Consider the following 14,590-nt stretch of genomic DNA (forward strand, 5'->3'; position numbering starts at 1 on the left):
GGTTATGCGGATCACGCGGGACCGTATTCATCTAGAGCCGGACGGCGTTCTGCTTATTGGCGTAGCCGGTCCGATCCTGATCCGAAGCGAAACGGTCAGGGAGATGATCGAGGCGCTTCTGGCCTATGCCGATCCGACTTCTGGAGAAGTCTACGGGATTCGGCCGCACGGCGGCCGAATGGAGGCTTGTTACACTGAACTGACCCAGTTGCTTGAGATAGCGGGCGTGGCGGATGCTGGAAGTGCTGCGACGCAGGCGCCGCGCCCACGCGAGGGCCACGTGCTTATTGCTGGCGATGCCGATTGGGTGCCGGCCTTGGCCGAAGAACTCGCCCATTCGGGGATAGCGTACCTGTCGTTCTGGTATCCTGAGCCGGGTGGCAATTGCGACGCGGCAACCAGTCCGGAAGCTCTGTGCAGCAGGATCAAAATCATGGCCCCGGAATGCATCGCCCGCTTGCACGCATGCGCCGACGGAGAATGGGATTTACCTCCGGATGTGGACCTCGTCGTAGGCGCGCTGGCCCCGGTCAGGGTAGGACGGCAAGTCGAGCTGGAGCGCGCTTGCCGCGCTGTCAGGATCGCCTTTCTCGGGGCGGAGATCGTCGGCACGCGGGGTTGCATCGGCCCGATCTCCCTTCCAGGCACCGCGGGTTGCTGGCTCTGTGCACGTCAGCGGCGCCGTGCGCATAACCCCGATCCCGAGGCGGTGGCGCGCGCCGATCGTCTGACGGTTGCGAATTACCCACCTCTGCCGTGGGACGTGGCGCGGTCCTTTGGGCAATCGGTTGCGGTGGAGGTCCGGCGCTATCTCCGGTCGGCCGCTGAAACGTCGCTGCGCGCGCATGTGCGGATCGTCGAGGTGCACGGGCAGACCTCGGCGCGCCATGGCTTCGTTCCGATGCCTTGGTGCGAGACCTGTGGAACGGATGGTCCGGCACTGCCGCGGCCGGACCTTTCGGCCACCGCTGACGAGCCTAACGTAGAGACGATCCGAACGGCGTTCCGGGACTGGATCGATCCGGAAACAGGACCGATTGTCGGGCCGGTCCTCCGGGAGCTGCCGCAGTTCGCGCGCAAAGCTTTTGTTGCGGTTGCGGAGATTGCCCCTTTTTGCGCGTTTCGAACCGATCCTACCCTACCGGAGCCGGCGTCTGGCAAGGGGATGGCGGAAGGGACAGCAATGCTCGGCGCGATCGGAGAGGCGTTCGAAAGATATGCCGCTTCGCGCTGCGATCTTGATACCCTGGTCCAAGCCCGTATGGCCGAGCTCGATGGCCAAGTGCTCGATCCGCGTCGGGTTGGAATGTATGATGCGGCGCAATATGCCGCCGAAGGCTTTCCGTTCGCGCCATTCGATCGCGAGGCAGTTCATTTTTGGAGGTTGGCGAACAATTTGCGAACCGGGACGAAGACGTGGGTACTGGCCAGTCAACTGTACTACAAGTTTCCGTCCGTGTTTTCGGATTTCGTCGCGCAGGTCACTTCGAACGGGCTAGCCGCTGGAGCGGACTTGGAAAGTGCAACGATGCGGGCCGTTCTGGAGCTCATTGAACGGGACGCGGTCATGGTCGCGTGGCTCTGCCGCGACCCGGGGCGCCAACTGCCGCTCAATCTCTGCGATGCCGAGACCCGCGACATCGCCGGTGAACTGATGTCCGCGGGCGCTTCTGTCGCATTTTACCTGCTCGAGGGCGCAGGAAAGACTCCGGTGGTTCTGTGCACAGCCATGGGAGATGGACGGTCATGGCCCGGCCTATCCGCCACTGCGGCGGCGCATCCCTGTCTCCGGCGTGCGGCCCGAGGGGCGATGCTGGAACAGGCCGTCTCGGGCTTCGGCCTGATGAAGATGTTGCGAGAGGTAAGTGGACCGCGGCCAATGCGTCCAGAGGAGGTGCGCTGCGGCCAGTTTCTCGACCACGCTTGTTATTATTTGCCTAAGCGAGAGGAGGAGTTGGCGTTTCTTCGAAACGCGCCGAGTTACGAACCGGAGGTGGAGAGTCATGACGAGCCGATTCCGAGCCTTGCTGAATTGGCGGCCCGTCTGGCCGGCGATGGAGTCGAGATCGCGGTGGCCGACCTTACCCCGCCCGACGTGGCGAGCGCCTCCATCCATGTCGTCCGCGCCGTCGCGGCAGGTCTACAGCCACTCCATTGCGGTTTCGGAATGGAGTTTCGCGGAAGCTGGAGGCTTCGACATTGGCGGAGGAAGGCGCTGAACCCGGCACCACACCCATTCTGCTGACCGAGCCGGCTGCAAAACGGCGACAGCTATCGTCTCGCGACGGCCAGGCGATCTCTCCGAATTGCTCAAGCTCGGGATTGAGGTCGCTCAATCAAACGTCGCCAAGGTGAGCTGGTGCGGTGGGCTTGTCCCGGATGCCATGGCGCGCAGTCGGCCTGTGACGACCGCGCTATAGATTTGATCCCGATCGCGGATGAGGTATTTTGGGACATCATCCCAAGGGAAGGCCTCGATTATCTGCCGCGCAATCCACTCCGCTGCCGGATTTGTTGTGACGTTGATCCAGACCATCTCTCTGCGGTCGAGCCGGACGATGACGAAGGCATAGAGCAGGTCGGAACCGATAGTCGGGACAACGAACGGCTGATCGGATCGATCCGGCGCGAGTGTTTGGACCACATCATTGTCTTGAGCGAGGTGCATCTGCGCCGGGTACTCAATTTTATGTCGACCATTGCAACTGTGTCAGAACCCCTCGATCTTTGGACAAGGATGCGCCGGCTTCCAGGCCGGTTCACCGAACCGGTGTCATTTGTTTACACGCCATTCTGGGCGGACCGCATCACCGCTACGCCCGTGTTCAAGTTTTCGGTACATACAAGGTTGTGGATCGTATGCGCGAGATCGGTGGGTCGGTGATCCGTTGAACTCATTGCTCGACGTAACGCGGCACAGCTTCTCTACCGATACCGATCTGGATCGCGCGATATGGCAGCGGCTGAAGGTGAAGATCGCGCTCAGGGTCCCACTGTATCCGAACCAGCGAAGCGGCCTTCAGCTTGACCCAATCGTCCTTGCTTGTTGAGGGATCGGATGGCTAGTGCCCAAAGCCCATTCTAACGCCCGCGCAGGGCGCCAGGAAATATCTGGCAAGGCTGCCGATCTACCCCCTGATCGTTTGCACTAATCGGTAGCCTCCGATTAGCTTCCTATCAACGAGTAGCCGCTTGAACGCCCGCTAGCGCGGCTTGGAGCGCCACTTCTTTCGTATGATCGAGCGATGTTTTCAACACCGTTCCGCCTTCACCTTTTAGACCTTCTAGCACTTTGTCGGCGGTGACCTTACGTACCAATACGAAGAGCGCAGCGGTCCCAGGCTGAATTGCGGCGGCAGTTTCCTTCATCCATTTGTCGTTGATGCCGACATCCGTTAGATATCCGCTAAGTGAACCGGATGCCGCGCCAAGCGCAGCCCCTGCCAGCGGCATCAAGAAGATCAGGCCGATAAGTGTTCCCCAAAAAGCACCCGAAACCGCACCCGTAGTCGTAGTGTTGAGTAGCTGGTTGAGTTTGACACGGCCTTGAGCATCCTTCGCTGCGATCACCGCGTCGCCGAGCTCAATCAGATATTCCTTCTGCATCGTCAGCAATTTCTGACGAACCTCTTCAGCTTTCTCTTCCGTAGGAAACGCGATCACGACTAGATCACTCATGTTAGGGTTCCTTTTTGAGTTCAGTTTTCTTCGAGAACATTCGCGATGGGCGGTTGCTTTGATCTAAGTCAAAGACGAGTAGCGTGGTCTTTAGAAATGCACGGACTGGCAAGAATACTTTGTCTTGAGCCTTATAGGCAGGAAGGATGAACGAATGCACAAGTTTCGGCGAGGCGTGGACCACAAGCTGCGGGGTGCTCCAGCACGCTGACATTACAGATTTCTGGGCCGGCTGCTGCATTCTTATTCTTCGCGAAATCGATCTCGGTCTGTTTCGCTAACCATTCTTACGATCTTGCCGAAACTCTCGACAGATTTACTGCACGCGATCCAGCAGCGTCGGTGCAGAGCGATTTTGACTTGGAAAAAAGTCGCCGCGCGGCTAGACGACTTCGGAAGCCGACTGGAGGACTCGAACTTCTCCATCGTTTAGATCTTGCTTGTATAGTTAAGTGATCATCTCGATAAAGGTGACAGGGCCTGCGAGATCTGGGTCTCTGGTAGCTTCAGGAGCCCGCTGAAGGGCGTGTTGAGTTCAGCAATCAAAAACAAAGCGCTCGCTGCTGACAATGCAAAGAGACCTACGAAGACCATTACAGTCGGATTGATCGCTCCGAGAATGCTGTAGCTTGCGAAGATAACGGCGAGCCAGAAAATAAGAAGCACCAGAAAAGGTACTGGAAGCGTGCTGCCCGAGTCGGTGTACAAATGTAGGCGAGCCTGGGCGCCGCGGTTTATGACCTCGTCGATTTGCTTCCTGAACTGGCGTTGCTGCTCGGTCGCATTTGGCAGTTGATAGATAGTAGCCGAGAAGCGCTTCCAGGCGTCCGACGCCACGAACGCGTGATGGCCCAGCTGGCTTGCCGGAGCCCAGATGCCATTTGCCAGTGCTGCGGATTGCTGCCGCAAGGCTTCCCTCGCTCCGTCGGCCGGCGGACCATATTCGGAAAGCAATTGGTCAAGCAAAACCAGATCAGATGATATCTGATTTAGCTGGGATGCGGTTGAATCATAAGAAATCTTTGCCGTCGAGATCAGCAGACCAAGAATGAGAGCTGCCAGTGTTGAAAGCAATCCCACGCCTGACTTGATAACACTGATGGCTTGATCGTTGAGATGATGCTCCGGAAGGCGGTCGCGCAGCCATGAACCGACAGCGACCCCGCTGACCATTGCTGCGAGTGAGATGATCAATAACCACACGGATTCGCTCACGCAGCGTGCCTTCCAGAGTTGTTAGCAGTCAGCTCGCGATCAAACAGTTTTGGAACTATATCATCGAAGGGCTTTTAGGGCATGCCTGGGCTGCGACGCCCACGTCCGTCCAGACTGCAGCGGAACCGATCGGGTTCGTCCAGAAAGAGCCGAAATATCTTCACGAAATGCCACTATTCCCCTTTCTCGAGCCTAGGGTTTGGAGCCTCACGCCAAACAGGATCAGTGCACGCACGAGATTTGTTGACATGAGGTATCAAAGCTCAGCGCGGTTTTGATAAACTCGGCTAGGTCACTTGCAATGTTGATGACGCGGTTGGGCGGTCACGCCAGATCCACTGCAAAGCGTTTGAGATCGGCGAGCGAGCAATGTGTCAGCGCACCCTCATGAGTGGCGCGCAAGACCACTCGCGGTGCTCGGCTTGCTTGGAATGCTTCCTGCCAGCGGGGTGCACATAAGCACCAACGGTCTCCGGGTTTCAGGCCTGGGAAACCGAACTCCGGCAATGGAGTCGAAAGATCGTTACCGCGCGATACAGAAAAATCGAGAAACGCTGCAGTTACGACGACGCAGACCGTGTGACTGCCATTGTCTTCTGGTCCAGTGTCGCAGCAGCCGTCCCGATAAAACCCCGTCATCGGCCTGATCGAACAAAGTTGAAGCGGCTCGCCGAGCACGTTCCGACTTGTACGGCGGTGAGGGCCGCCCCCACTATCCTGATCGTCCCTTAGCATTGCCGCACCTTGCCTTCATCCCTGCATCTGGCACCGGAAAAGCGGGCGCCGATGGCAATGTATGGACTAAGCGTTGCGACGCAAGCTGAAAAGCCGGGTTCGCCTCACGAACAGCGATCGCTGGTTCTTTGTCCAGCTGTATCGCTGGTTTCCGTCGATCCTGCAGGTTCTCATGATTGTCTGGCCCGAGACGCTGGTGCGTTGGCATCGGGCTGGCTTTCGCCGCTATTGGCGGTGGAGATCGCGCCCACTGGGAGGGCGACCTCAGATCGAGACGGAGCTGCGCGTAACCTATCGATCTTTGGACAAGGATGCGCCGGCCTCCAGGCCGGTTTACCGAACCGGTGTCATTTGTTCACACGCCATTCTGGGCGGGCTGCATCACCGCTACGCCCGTGTTTAAATTTTCGGTACATACAATCACTTGCCACTTCGTTGATCTAGTCTGACCGGCCCGTCATTGACATCGCGCGGACTTCGGTTACGCCACTCCCAGACAAAGAGAGGTCCAGGTGTTCAACGGCAAATCCGTATTTATTTCCGGCGGTACAGGCTCCTTCGGGCGAAAATTTGCGAATATACTGCTCGAGCGCTACGACTTGGCGCGCCTGGTTTTCTATTCACGCGATGAGCTCAAGCAATTCGAGATGCAGCAGGAAGTAAACGCGCCCTGCATTCGCTGGCTAATTGGCGATGTGCGTGATCGCGCGCGTTTGATCGAAGCGACGCGTGGGATTGACTATCTCGTTCATGCTGCCGCTATGAAGCAGGTGACAGCATCTGAATATAATCCAATGGAATGTATCCGCACCAACATTCATGGCGCGGAGAACATTGTGGCAGCCGCGCTTGCCAACGACGTTGAGCAGGTGGTCGCGCTCTCAAGCGACAAAGCGGCTAATCCGATCAACCTGTATGGCGCTACCAAGCTTGCATCGGATAAACTGTTCATTGCTGCCAACAATATGGCAGGCAAACGACGTACCGCCTTTTCGGTCGTGCGCTACGGTAACGTTGCCGGCTCGCGCGGATCGGTCGTCCCATTTTTCGAAAAACTGATAGCGCAAGGCGCGACGTCATTGCCGATTACCGACGTCGCCATGACTCGTTTCTGGATCTCGTTGCAGGAAAGCGTCGACTTCGTTCTGAAGTGCTTCCAGCGTATGCATGGCGGCGAGATCTTTGTACCGAAGTTGCCGTCGATCCGGATAGTCGACCTTGCAACGGCGATTGCGCCGCACCTGCCACAGAACTTGATTGGTATCCGGCCGGGCGAAAAGCTGCACGAGATATTGTGCCCTGCGGATAATAGCCATTTGACGCTTGAGTTCAGTGATCATTATGTAATGCGGCCGTCGATCAAGTTCCATGATCGCGGCTATGATTATTTGGAGAACCGTCTCGGTGAGACTGGTGCTCCTGTAGCGCGGGGTTTCGAGTACAACTCCGGTACAAACCCCGTCCGTTACTCTGTGGAACAGATCCGGGAATTCTATGAACGGACCAAGACATGATTCCCTATGGTCGTCAGGATATCTCTAGCGCCGATGTCGAGGCGGTCGTCGAAGTCCTTCGGTCAGACTTCCTAACCCAAGGGCCGATGGTCCCGAGGTTTGAGGAGACGTTGGCGCGGGCAGTCGACGCGCCTGAAGCGGTAGCCTTTTCCTCAGCAACTGCGGCGCTGCACGTCGCTTGTCTTGCGCTCGGGCTCGGTCCATCGGATCGACTCTGGACGGTGCCGAACACCTTTGTGGCCTCCGCCAACTGCGGTCTCTACTGCGGAGCGATCGTCGATTTCGTCGATATCAATGCTAGGACCCGAAACATGGATGTCGAGGCACTAGCCACCAAGCTCGGAGCGGCCGAGCGCGACGGCACCCTGCCGAAGGTTGTCGTTCCAGTGGACTTCGCCGGTACTTCCGCAGATCTTGCCTCCATCCGCCGGTTGGCGGACCAATACGGCTTCCGCATCCTTGAAGACGCGAGCCATGCCGTTGGCGGATACTACCAGAATAGGCCCGTCGGTTCGAGCGAACTCGCTGACGTTACCGTTTTTTCCTTCCATCCCGTCAAGATTGTGACAACAGGAGAAGGCGGTGCGGCGACCACGCGTTCTGCCGAGATCGCCCATCGCATGCGCCTGCTGCGCAACCATGGCATTTCGCGCGATCCCGCTGATATGACCGCCGTTCCCGAAGGCCCTTGGTACTACGAGCAGGTGATGCTCGGCTTCAACTACCGTATGACCGACATTCAGGCGGCGCTCGGCGTGAGGCAATTTGATCGCCTCGCCGAATTCGTTGCTCGGCGGCACACGATCGCGGCGCGTTATCATGAAGGGCTTGCCGGTCTTCCCGTGATTCGCCAGTTCGTGCCGGAGGGCACTCTCTCGGCGTTGCATCTATATGTCATTGAACTGGATGAAACCGTAAGACGTACTCGCGCCGAAGTTTTTGCAGCGATGCGCTCTTCAGGTATCGGCGTCAACGTCCATTACATCCCGGTCCATCTACAACCATGGTACCGGGCCTTGGGATTCTCCCGTGGCGATTTTCCGACTGCCGAAAAATACTACGACTTCGCACTAACGTTGCCTATTCATCCAAACTTGAGCGCTGAACAGCAAGATTACGTTATGGAACGGTTATCCCACGCGCTCGAAACTTGAGGATCTAAATTGTTGTGTTTTGAGATTCCGACCCGAGATCCAACGTTCGGTCTTAGAGCAAGACGGGATGGCTGGCTTGTGACGTAGACGAGGCGACCAAAGCGCAACATCGAACGAGCCCTTCCACTTTTTCAGACCTTAAGTGCGAAGAAGTCATTCTTCAAAAACGCTGTTCATTGGAAGGACTGGGGCCGACTGGACCTCAGATGGAGAGCTGCTTATAGAACGTGATCTTTTCGGGTTGGTTTGCGCGATCAGAAATTTGAAAACCAGATCGCAGGGGTCTTCGTGGCGCCATGAATATTAGCGAGTTTCTAAAAGAAAATCGACGATTCTGGACATCCTCCACCCCGCCCAAGTCTGACCCGCCCAAGTCTGATCGCATCATAATTCTCGACCTTTATCATAATGCCAATGTGCACTCTCACCTGTTCGCGAATTGCGTCGTTGCGAAGTGCATACAGCACATATGGGGAGGTGAAATCGTCGGGATTTTCGCCGATGACTTTGGTGATGTTCAAAAGTTAGACATTGAAGCGAACCAGGCGCTCGCTCGCTCGTTTGGCGTCAGTTGCTTTTACAATATTTCCGAATTTCGCAATCGTCTCCTGTCTGATCCGGTTTGGTCGGCCAATGCGGAGAGTGACCTTCGCAAGCGACTGCAAGGCAAGTCGGGATCCTCGCTCCGACAAGCAATTCGCTCATTGTCAGAACCGCAAACGCCACGATGCGGCCTTCTGATTTACAATGAATTTCTGAGACGATTTGGCTTCGGCACCATCGACAATCTGCGCGACGAACTGATCGCAGTTGCAAAGCTCGTGTTGGCCGACTACGAGGCCCTTCCCATGATGTTTGGAAAGTCCTCGATTCGAGCGAGTGTATTGGGGCACATTTGCTATTCGGTATCGGGACAGCTGGCTGATTTTTCGGCCATGCACGGCGCGTCAACATTCCTAGTAGAACAGTACATCCCGATTGCTGTTACGCGATATCGGGATCTGACCGACTTGTCGTCCGGTCTTCCCGGCGACTGGAAGGAGGTGCTGGAAAGGTACGTTTTCGATCAAGCTTTACTGGATGACCCCAGGCTTGACCTGTTCGGCGGCGCTGTTGAAGGCACGCTGGCGCGGACGATCGAGCCGCTATTGAACCGTGATGTTGTTGATCAGCTGCCGGCTTCTCGCGAGGCATTCCTTGAGAGCTGCGGTGTCAACCCCGAGAATCCTACGGTCTGTGTATTTGCGCATGTGTTTCAGGACGCCCCGCTGACGCGGCCCAGGCAACTCTCAGACGATTACTGGCAAGCTGTTGTCGACGTCGTCGATCTTGCGCGGCCACTGACACATCTCAACCTGGTTATCAAGCCGCATCCGCTGAACGACAGCCATGATTGGAAAGGTTCGTGGGATACGCTGCGTAACTACTGTGCCGACATCAGGAATATCGGATTCGCAGATGGCGCCCTCAGCGCTGGTGAGGTCATGAAGCATTGCGATGCCGGTCTCACGGTTCGTGGAACGGTTCTCTACGAAATGGCCGCGGCTGGACATCGAATGATCGCGACGGGCGAAGACAAGTTTTCGGGCCTTGGTATCATCGAGGAGGCGTCCAGCATGGAAGCTCTGAGAAGTATTCTGTTAGATGTGTCGCGAAAGGCTTGGTCGATGCCGCAGGATCAGCGTCGGCGCGCCGTGGCTTATTCCTACTGCATGCTCCAGGGATTTCGCAGTAAATCGATTTTAGTTCCCGATAAGCGCTGGGCTCCTGAAGAATATTTTCGCAGTGCGACGCTGGCGTTGTCGAATTTCAGATTGGAAGAAGATCCCCTCTTCATAAATCTCAAATCGTTTCTCCAAGATGATCTGCCAATGCTGGTTTCGAAAGAGGCATTTCCCGTGGTTAGTTCGAAGCGGTAGGATTAATCTTTTCCGGTCTCTGTTCAACCGACGTTAGCGGCGCCATGGCGGGACCGTCACGCGATCGCTGACCACTTTAGCGCTTCACCATAGGCGATGTCGCGCGCGGCGGTGCGGCCGATGACATCGGGTAGATGCTTTGGTGGCAGGCCAAAGCCGGGCCGGATGACGCGGATATTCTCGCTCGTCAGAAGCTCCCCCGCCTTGATCGGCTTGACTGCGTAGATCGAACGGCGAAACCGCGTGTTGGCCTTCTCGCTCTGGGCGAGGCCATAGCCGACAGATCCGAGCGCCGACCATGCCGACTTGCAATCGTCGACCAGTCGCTTGAACTCGTGCGGTTCGAGCGAAAACGCGGCGTCCGGACCACCGTCGGCGCGCGAGATCGTAAAATGCTTCTCGATTATGGAGCCGCCCAGCGCGATCGAAGCGACGCAGGCGGCAGAGCCCGGCGCATGATCGGAAAGACCAGACACGGCGCTGAAGGTCTGGCCGAGATGCGCCACCGTGCGCACATTCGCTTCCTCGATCGGAGCCGGGTAGGCACTGGTACAGTGCAGCAGCGCGATGCCGCCGGCGCCGTTGCCGCGCGCTGTTTCGACCGCCTCCTGAATCTCGCCGAGACTGGCCATCCCGGTCGAGATGATCATCGGTTTGCCCTGCCTGGCGACATATCTGATCAGCGGCAGGTCGATCACCTCGAATGATGCGATCTTGTAGGCGGGCGCATCGAGCCCTGCGAGCAGGTCGACGGCGGTCTCGTCAAAGGGACTGGAGAAGATCGTGATCCCAAGCTCACGCGCCTTCGCGAACATTTGCCCATGCCATTCATATGGCGTGTAAGCCTGCTGGTAGAGCTGGTGGAGCCTGAAGCCGTCCCACAGGCCGCCCTTGATCAAAAACTCCTCGCCATCGTGAGGAATGGTCATGGTGTCGGCCGTATAGGTCTGGATCTTGATCGCGTCAGCGCCGGTGGCGGCGGCGGCTTCGATCAGCTCCAGCGCCTTCAAAAGCTTGCCGTTATGGTTCGCCGACAATTCGGCGATGATGTAAGGAGGATAATCGGGGCCGATCTTGCGCCCCGCAATGATGAGGTCCGGGCTCTGCATCACAATTTACGCTCCTGGTGCGAACTGGAAGTCTCGGTTCGCAGCAACGCTGCCGCTTGGCGGAAACGACCGCCTCGGCAGCCGGTTTACGAGGTTTGCGCGGCGCAGATCAAAGCTGCATCGGGGCTGCCGCGGGTTTTGACGATTTTCATAAGTATTACAAGCCGGCATGCATGAGAGCATCCAGAAGGGCGGCGGAAACAGCGCCCAACGAGCCAGCCCGATCGCGCCGAAACGCCCTCAACTCTGCGGGTGCAACGATCTCAAGTTCAGAATATTCACGATTCTTAAGCGCCGCGAAGCGCTGCTGGATTTGCGCAGCCGGGGAGGCAGTCGCGAGCATGATTCCGACGTCGGTGACGTGGCTTTGCGGATCCTCGACGAGCGCGACGGCTCTGGAATGCTCCGACAGCTCGGACGCTCCGATGCCGGTTTCTTGCTCGAGTTCGATCAGAATGCATCGTTCGAGGCTCACCTGTCCGGCCGGCCCGACTGCCGCGTCGTCAACGCCGCCGGACGGCACCAGCTCCCAGCACCCGGCGTCCATCTCGGAGCGAGCGCTGCGCCGGCCGAATAAGACGCCATCCGGACAAGATAGGATACCTGTGACGGCGAGCGGCTTGATCCTCAGCGCGGCATGAAGGCTCGGCTCGCGCCGTTGTGCGAGGAAGTAGCGGTATTCCGAAATCCAGCCGACGATCGTTTTGGCGTCACAATAATCGACGCTGAACAATCGCCCGTTGTGGAGATCGCGGGAGCGTAGCTCCTTCTCGCGCTGCCAGATTTCATCTACGCGTGCCTCGATGTTCGGGCCGATGGTTGGCGGTGCCGCTCCCAGCGTTACTCTCGGCTCCGACTGAAGCAGATGAACATTCAGCATGCCGGTATCCTTCCAAGGAGGTCGGTGAGACGTTCGATGAACGCGACCTGACCGGGCCATCCGGCGCGATTGTTCGGTGGCGCCAATGCCCACGTTTTGAGCCCCGCGGCAACTGCCGACATCGCGCCGATGCGGGAATCCTCGACGGCATGCGACAGGGCGGCCGAGCAATTCAGCCGCCTCAATGCCCTGATGTAGGGTTCGGCCGCGGGCTTGCCTGCGTTCACCTCATCGCCGCCGACGACATCGTCAATCTCGTCGGCAAGCCCTCCGAATGCGAGCCATCTTTGCGCGGACAATTTAGGTGACGACGTCACTACGGCGATCTTCAACCCGCATGCGCGGGCGTGCGCCAGCAATTCATGTGCGCCGGCAGCGGGACGCACGCTCTGCTGCGCCTGCGACACCATGGCCGAGTATTTTTGCAGGAGATCGGCCGGTGTTCCGGGCAGCTTGTGAGCCATCCTCAGCCGTTCGATAATCTCGCCAAGCGGCGGTCCGTTGAGCCGCTGAAACTCGACCTCGTCGCCGCTCGCGCCGAAGGAGGCGAGAAAGGAATAATAGACGTTTTTCAGCGCCGTCAGGCTGTCAGCGAGCGTGCCGTCAAGATCCAGAAAGAGGCCGCCGTGGAGCGGGCTTGCGTCAGTTTCCGGCATCAAGGTTTCCGACAGACAAACATCCGGCCTTGCCCAAATGCGCCGAATGCGTTCGATGTCTCCGCCGATACCGCTATGTTGAGCAGGGTTGCTGCATGGACCAGCGGATGGTCGTAATCTACGGTGCCCCCATTGATGGCCGGGACCAGCACATAGAGCATCAGGTCGTGAAGCGAAATGAAATCCTCGATCTCGACCTCAAGGCCGAGCGTTTTGAGGTGCGGCAGGATGCGTGTTTCGTCGAAGAACAAGTTGAATGCGGCGGGCGTGCGCGCGGGCAGGTCCAGCAGGGTGCGGCAATGATTTTGCCGATCATAGGTCGCCATCGAATTCTCGATCATGATCAGATGACCACCCTCCCGCACCCTTGCGGCAAGGTCGGTGATGGCACGCATCTGCAGGTCGACCGATTCGATGTTAATCAGGCAGCGATCGGTAAAAACGACATCGTATTGCGCCCGCAATCCCGAGGCCGCCGAAAGTTCGAGCGCATTGCCGATTCGGAAGCTGGACCTGTCCTGGAAGCCGTTGGCAACGGCGGCTTCACGCGCGGCGTCGATCATTTCCGCGGTATAGTCGATGCCGTCGAGTTGCATGCGCGGGAATTTTGCGGCAAGGCCGAAGCAGTTCAAGCCATTGCCGCAACCGACTTCGAGAACGTGTGCCGGCGCATCGCCGAGTCCGATCGCAGACATCCGGCGCGCCAATGCGTCGATCTCGAGCATCTTCGCGGTTCCGGTTCTGGTGGTGGCGCCGAGCGCAGTGCCGAATTTCGATGCCCAGTCCCGCCAATGAGCCCTGACCTGCTCGCGATCCATCATAGCCCTTCCATCTGCCTCTTCCTCGGCTCGCCTGACATTGCCGGGGGTTTATTCTCCTGCGTGCCCGGAGCCAATGAAAGGAACGTTAGTCTTCCGCAGGTTCGTGACGAGAGCATATACAATGATCCGCCGCTCGTTTTAGTTGTAGTAATGACGTGAAACTTCAAGGGGAACCAGCACATATGACCCAGATGACAGCACAGGAGGAGTTCTGGGCCGGGGAGTTTGGTGACAACTACATCGAGCGGAATCAAAGTCAGGACGTGCTGGCCGCCAAGACCGCGATGTTTGCCCGGATTGTCCGGCGATGCAGCAACGTCCGGTCGGTTCGAGAGCTTGGCGCCAACATCGGCCTTAATATCCTGGCCCTCAAGACCCTGCTTCCATGCGCAGCGTTCCAGGCCATCGAAATAAACAGCCTGGCCTTCGAAAGGCTGGCGACGATACCCAGAATAGCTGCTTCCAATACGACGTTGTTCGAACCAGTCGGGTGGTCGAGCGTCGATCTGGCGTTTACCGCAGGCGTTCTGATCCACCTCAATCCTGACATGCTGCCGGTGGCCTATGAAAGGCTCCATGAGGCCAGCAATCGTTATGTCCTCGTGGCGGAGTACTACAATCCCTCCGTGGTTGAGATCAGCTACCGCGGTCACAGCGGGCGTTTGTGGAAGCGGGATTTCGCTGGCGAGATGATGGACAAATACCCTGATTTAAAGCTTGTCGATTACGGGTTTATCTATCATCGGGACCCGGCATTCCCTGCTGACGACCTGACGTGGTTCCTGATGGAAAAGCGGGCCTGATTAATCAGCCAAAATGGCATCAGCGGGTCGTTGCGATCTGCACTCCGCACAACGCCAAGGTATTGGCTCGTGGTGGTACAGAGGGACTATGCTGTCGAATATGCTG

At 57.8% G+C, this 14,590-nt stretch carries 15 protein-coding genes and 1 pseudogene; 7 read left to right on the forward strand and 9 right to left on the reverse strand.

The window, feature by feature from the left end; translation table 11 throughout:
• Nucleotides 1-4 precede the first annotated feature (4 nt).
• Nucleotides 5-2,245, forward strand: a complete 2,241-nt coding sequence (locus tag GGQ85_RS12155; RefSeq protein WP_309774719.1) for a TOMM precursor leader peptide-binding protein — start codon at nt 5-7, stop codon at nt 2,243-2,245.
• A gap of 87 nt (nt 2,246-2,332) precedes the next feature.
• On the opposite strand, the gene GGQ85_RS12160 is transcribed toward GGQ85_RS12155, so the two are convergent.
• The 3 genes and pseudogenes from GGQ85_RS12160 to GGQ85_RS12165 form a co-directional block, all read right to left on the reverse strand.
• Nucleotides 2,333-2,668, reverse strand: a complete 336-nt coding sequence (locus GGQ85_RS12160; RefSeq protein ID WP_309774721.1) for a hypothetical protein — start codon at nt 2,666-2,668, stop codon at nt 2,333-2,335.
• Between the two features lie 226 nt (nt 2,669-2,894).
• Nucleotides 2,895-3,035, reverse strand: a pseudogene (locus tag GGQ85_RS20860) (DUF4291 family protein); the annotation flags it as partial.
• Between the two features lie 142 nt (nt 3,036-3,177).
• Nucleotides 3,178-3,678, reverse strand: a complete 501-nt coding sequence (locus GGQ85_RS12165) for a DUF1269 domain-containing protein (protein ID WP_309774722.1) — start codon at nt 3,676-3,678, stop codon at nt 3,178-3,180.
• Nucleotides 3,679-3,824: 146 nt separating this feature from the next.
• On the opposite strand from GGQ85_RS12165, the gene GGQ85_RS12170 reads away from it, so the two are divergent.
• The gene (locus tag GGQ85_RS12170; protein WP_309774724.1) at nt 3,825-3,959 is read left to right on the forward strand and encodes a hypothetical protein; all 135 of its coding nucleotides are present in this window, start codon (nt 3,825-3,827) and stop codon (nt 3,957-3,959) included.
• Between the two features lie 175 nt (nt 3,960-4,134).
• Here GGQ85_RS12170 and GGQ85_RS12175 read toward each other — a convergent pair whose 3' ends face one another.
• Complete coding sequence (locus GGQ85_RS12175; RefSeq protein WP_309774725.1) at nt 4,135-4,893, reverse strand: bestrophin-like domain; 759 nt, start codon at nt 4,891-4,893, stop codon at nt 4,135-4,137.
• Nucleotides 4,894-5,217: 324 nt separating this feature from the next.
• Nucleotides 5,218-5,628, reverse strand: coding sequence for a DUF2237 family protein (locus GGQ85_RS12180; RefSeq protein ID WP_309774726.1), 411 nt, complete (start codon nt 5,626-5,628; stop codon nt 5,218-5,220).
• A 73-nt stretch (nt 5,629-5,701) separates the two neighbouring features.
• On the opposite strand from GGQ85_RS12180, the gene GGQ85_RS12185 reads away from it, so the two are divergent.
• The 4 genes from GGQ85_RS12185 to GGQ85_RS12200 all read left to right on the forward strand — a co-directional run bounded on the left by GGQ85_RS12185 (nt 5,702) and on the right by GGQ85_RS12200 (nt 10,215).
• Nucleotides 5,702-6,031, forward strand: coding sequence for a hypothetical protein (locus tag GGQ85_RS12185; protein ID WP_309774727.1), 330 nt, complete (start codon nt 5,702-5,704; stop codon nt 6,029-6,031).
• A 109-nt stretch (nt 6,032-6,140) separates the two neighbouring features.
• The gene (gene pseB, locus GGQ85_RS12190) at nt 6,141-7,142 is read left to right on the forward strand and encodes a UDP-N-acetylglucosamine 4,6-dehydratase (inverting) (protein WP_309774729.1); all 1,002 of its coding nucleotides are present in this window, start codon (nt 6,141-6,143) and stop codon (nt 7,140-7,142) included.
• Nucleotides 7,139-8,296, forward strand: a complete 1,158-nt coding sequence (gene pseC, locus GGQ85_RS12195; protein ID WP_309774730.1) for a UDP-4-amino-4,6-dideoxy-N-acetyl-beta-L-altrosamine transaminase — start codon at nt 7,139-7,141, stop codon at nt 8,294-8,296. Before pseB ends, pseC begins: the two co-directional genes overlap by 4 nt.
• A gap of 824 nt (nt 8,297-9,120) precedes the next feature.
• Nucleotides 9,121-10,215 (forward strand): hypothetical protein, encoded by a 1,095-nt coding sequence (locus GGQ85_RS12200; protein ID WP_309774731.1) that lies wholly within the window; start codon nt 9,121-9,123, stop codon nt 10,213-10,215.
• Nucleotides 10,216-10,271: 56 nt separating this feature from the next.
• On the opposite strand, the gene pseI is transcribed toward GGQ85_RS12200, so the two are convergent.
• The 4 genes from pseI to GGQ85_RS12220 form a co-directional block, all read right to left on the reverse strand.
• Nucleotides 10,272-11,324 (reverse strand): pseudaminic acid synthase, encoded by a 1,053-nt coding sequence (pseI, locus tag GGQ85_RS12205; RefSeq protein ID WP_309774732.1) that lies wholly within the window; start codon nt 11,322-11,324, stop codon nt 10,272-10,274.
• A gap of 157 nt (nt 11,325-11,481) precedes the next feature.
• Nucleotides 11,482-12,204 (reverse strand): NUDIX domain-containing protein, encoded by a 723-nt coding sequence (locus GGQ85_RS12210; RefSeq protein ID WP_309774733.1) that lies wholly within the window; start codon nt 12,202-12,204, stop codon nt 11,482-11,484.
• A complete protein-coding gene (locus GGQ85_RS12215) occupies nt 12,198-12,860 on the reverse strand; it encodes an HAD family hydrolase (RefSeq protein WP_309774734.1) in 663 nt (220 codons plus the stop codon). The genes GGQ85_RS12210 and GGQ85_RS12215 overlap by 7 nt, the downstream gene beginning before the upstream one ends.
• The gene (locus GGQ85_RS12220; protein ID WP_309774735.1) at nt 12,860-13,678 is read right to left on the reverse strand and encodes a class I SAM-dependent methyltransferase; all 819 of its coding nucleotides are present in this window, start codon (nt 13,676-13,678) and stop codon (nt 12,860-12,862) included. Before GGQ85_RS12220 ends, GGQ85_RS12215 begins: the two co-directional genes overlap by 1 nt.
• A gap of 185 nt (nt 13,679-13,863) precedes the next feature.
• Here GGQ85_RS12220 and GGQ85_RS12225 point away from each other — a divergent pair, with 185 nt between their 5' ends.
• Complete coding sequence (locus GGQ85_RS12225; protein WP_309774736.1) at nt 13,864-14,484, forward strand: pseudaminic acid biosynthesis-associated methylase; 621 nt, start codon at nt 13,864-13,866, stop codon at nt 14,482-14,484.
• Nucleotides 14,485-14,590: the final 106 nt, after the last annotated feature.

The organism is Nitrobacter vulgaris, from assembly GCF_031453995.1.
Taxonomy (GTDB): Bacteria; Pseudomonadota; Alphaproteobacteria; order Rhizobiales; family Xanthobacteraceae; genus Nitrobacter; species Nitrobacter vulgaris.

Bases quoted from the DNA above. Each gene is read 5' to 3' on its own strand.
- GGQ85_RS12180 (WP_309774726.1), bottom strand. From the start codon at position 5,628: ATGCTAAGGGACGATCAGGATAGTGGGGGCGGCCCTCACCGCCGTACA.
- pseC (WP_309774730.1), top strand. From the start codon at position 7,139: ATGATTCCCTATGGTCGTCAGGATATCTCTAGCGCCGATGTCGAGGCG.
- GGQ85_RS12210 (WP_309774733.1), bottom strand. From the start codon at position 12,204: ATGCTGAATGTTCATCTGCTTCAGTCGGAGCCGAGAGTAACGCTGGGA.
- GGQ85_RS12170 (WP_309774724.1), top strand. From the start codon at position 3,825: ATGAACGAATGCACAAGTTTCGGCGAGGCGTGGACCACAAGCTGCGGG.
- pseI (WP_309774732.1), bottom strand. From the start codon at position 11,324: ATGCAGAGCCCGGACCTCATCATTGCGGGGCGCAAGATCGGCCCCGAT.
- GGQ85_RS12155 (WP_309774719.1), top strand. From the start codon at position 5: ATGCGGATCACGCGGGACCGTATTCATCTAGAGCCGGACGGCGTTCTG.
- GGQ85_RS12160 (WP_309774721.1), bottom strand. From the start codon at position 2,668: ATGCACCTCGCTCAAGACAATGATGTGGTCCAAACACTCGCGCCGGAT.
- GGQ85_RS12165 (WP_309774722.1), bottom strand. From the start codon at position 3,678: ATGAGTGATCTAGTCGTGATCGCGTTTCCTACGGAAGAGAAAGCTGAA.
- GGQ85_RS12225 (WP_309774736.1), top strand. From the start codon at position 13,864: ATGACCCAGATGACAGCACAGGAGGAGTTCTGGGCCGGGGAGTTTGGT.
- GGQ85_RS12220 (WP_309774735.1), bottom strand. From the start codon at position 13,678: ATGGATCGCGAGCAGGTCAGGGCTCATTGGCGGGACTGGGCATCGAAA.
- GGQ85_RS12215 (WP_309774734.1), bottom strand. From the start codon at position 12,860: ATGCCGGAAACTGACGCAAGCCCGCTCCACGGCGGCCTCTTTCTGGAT.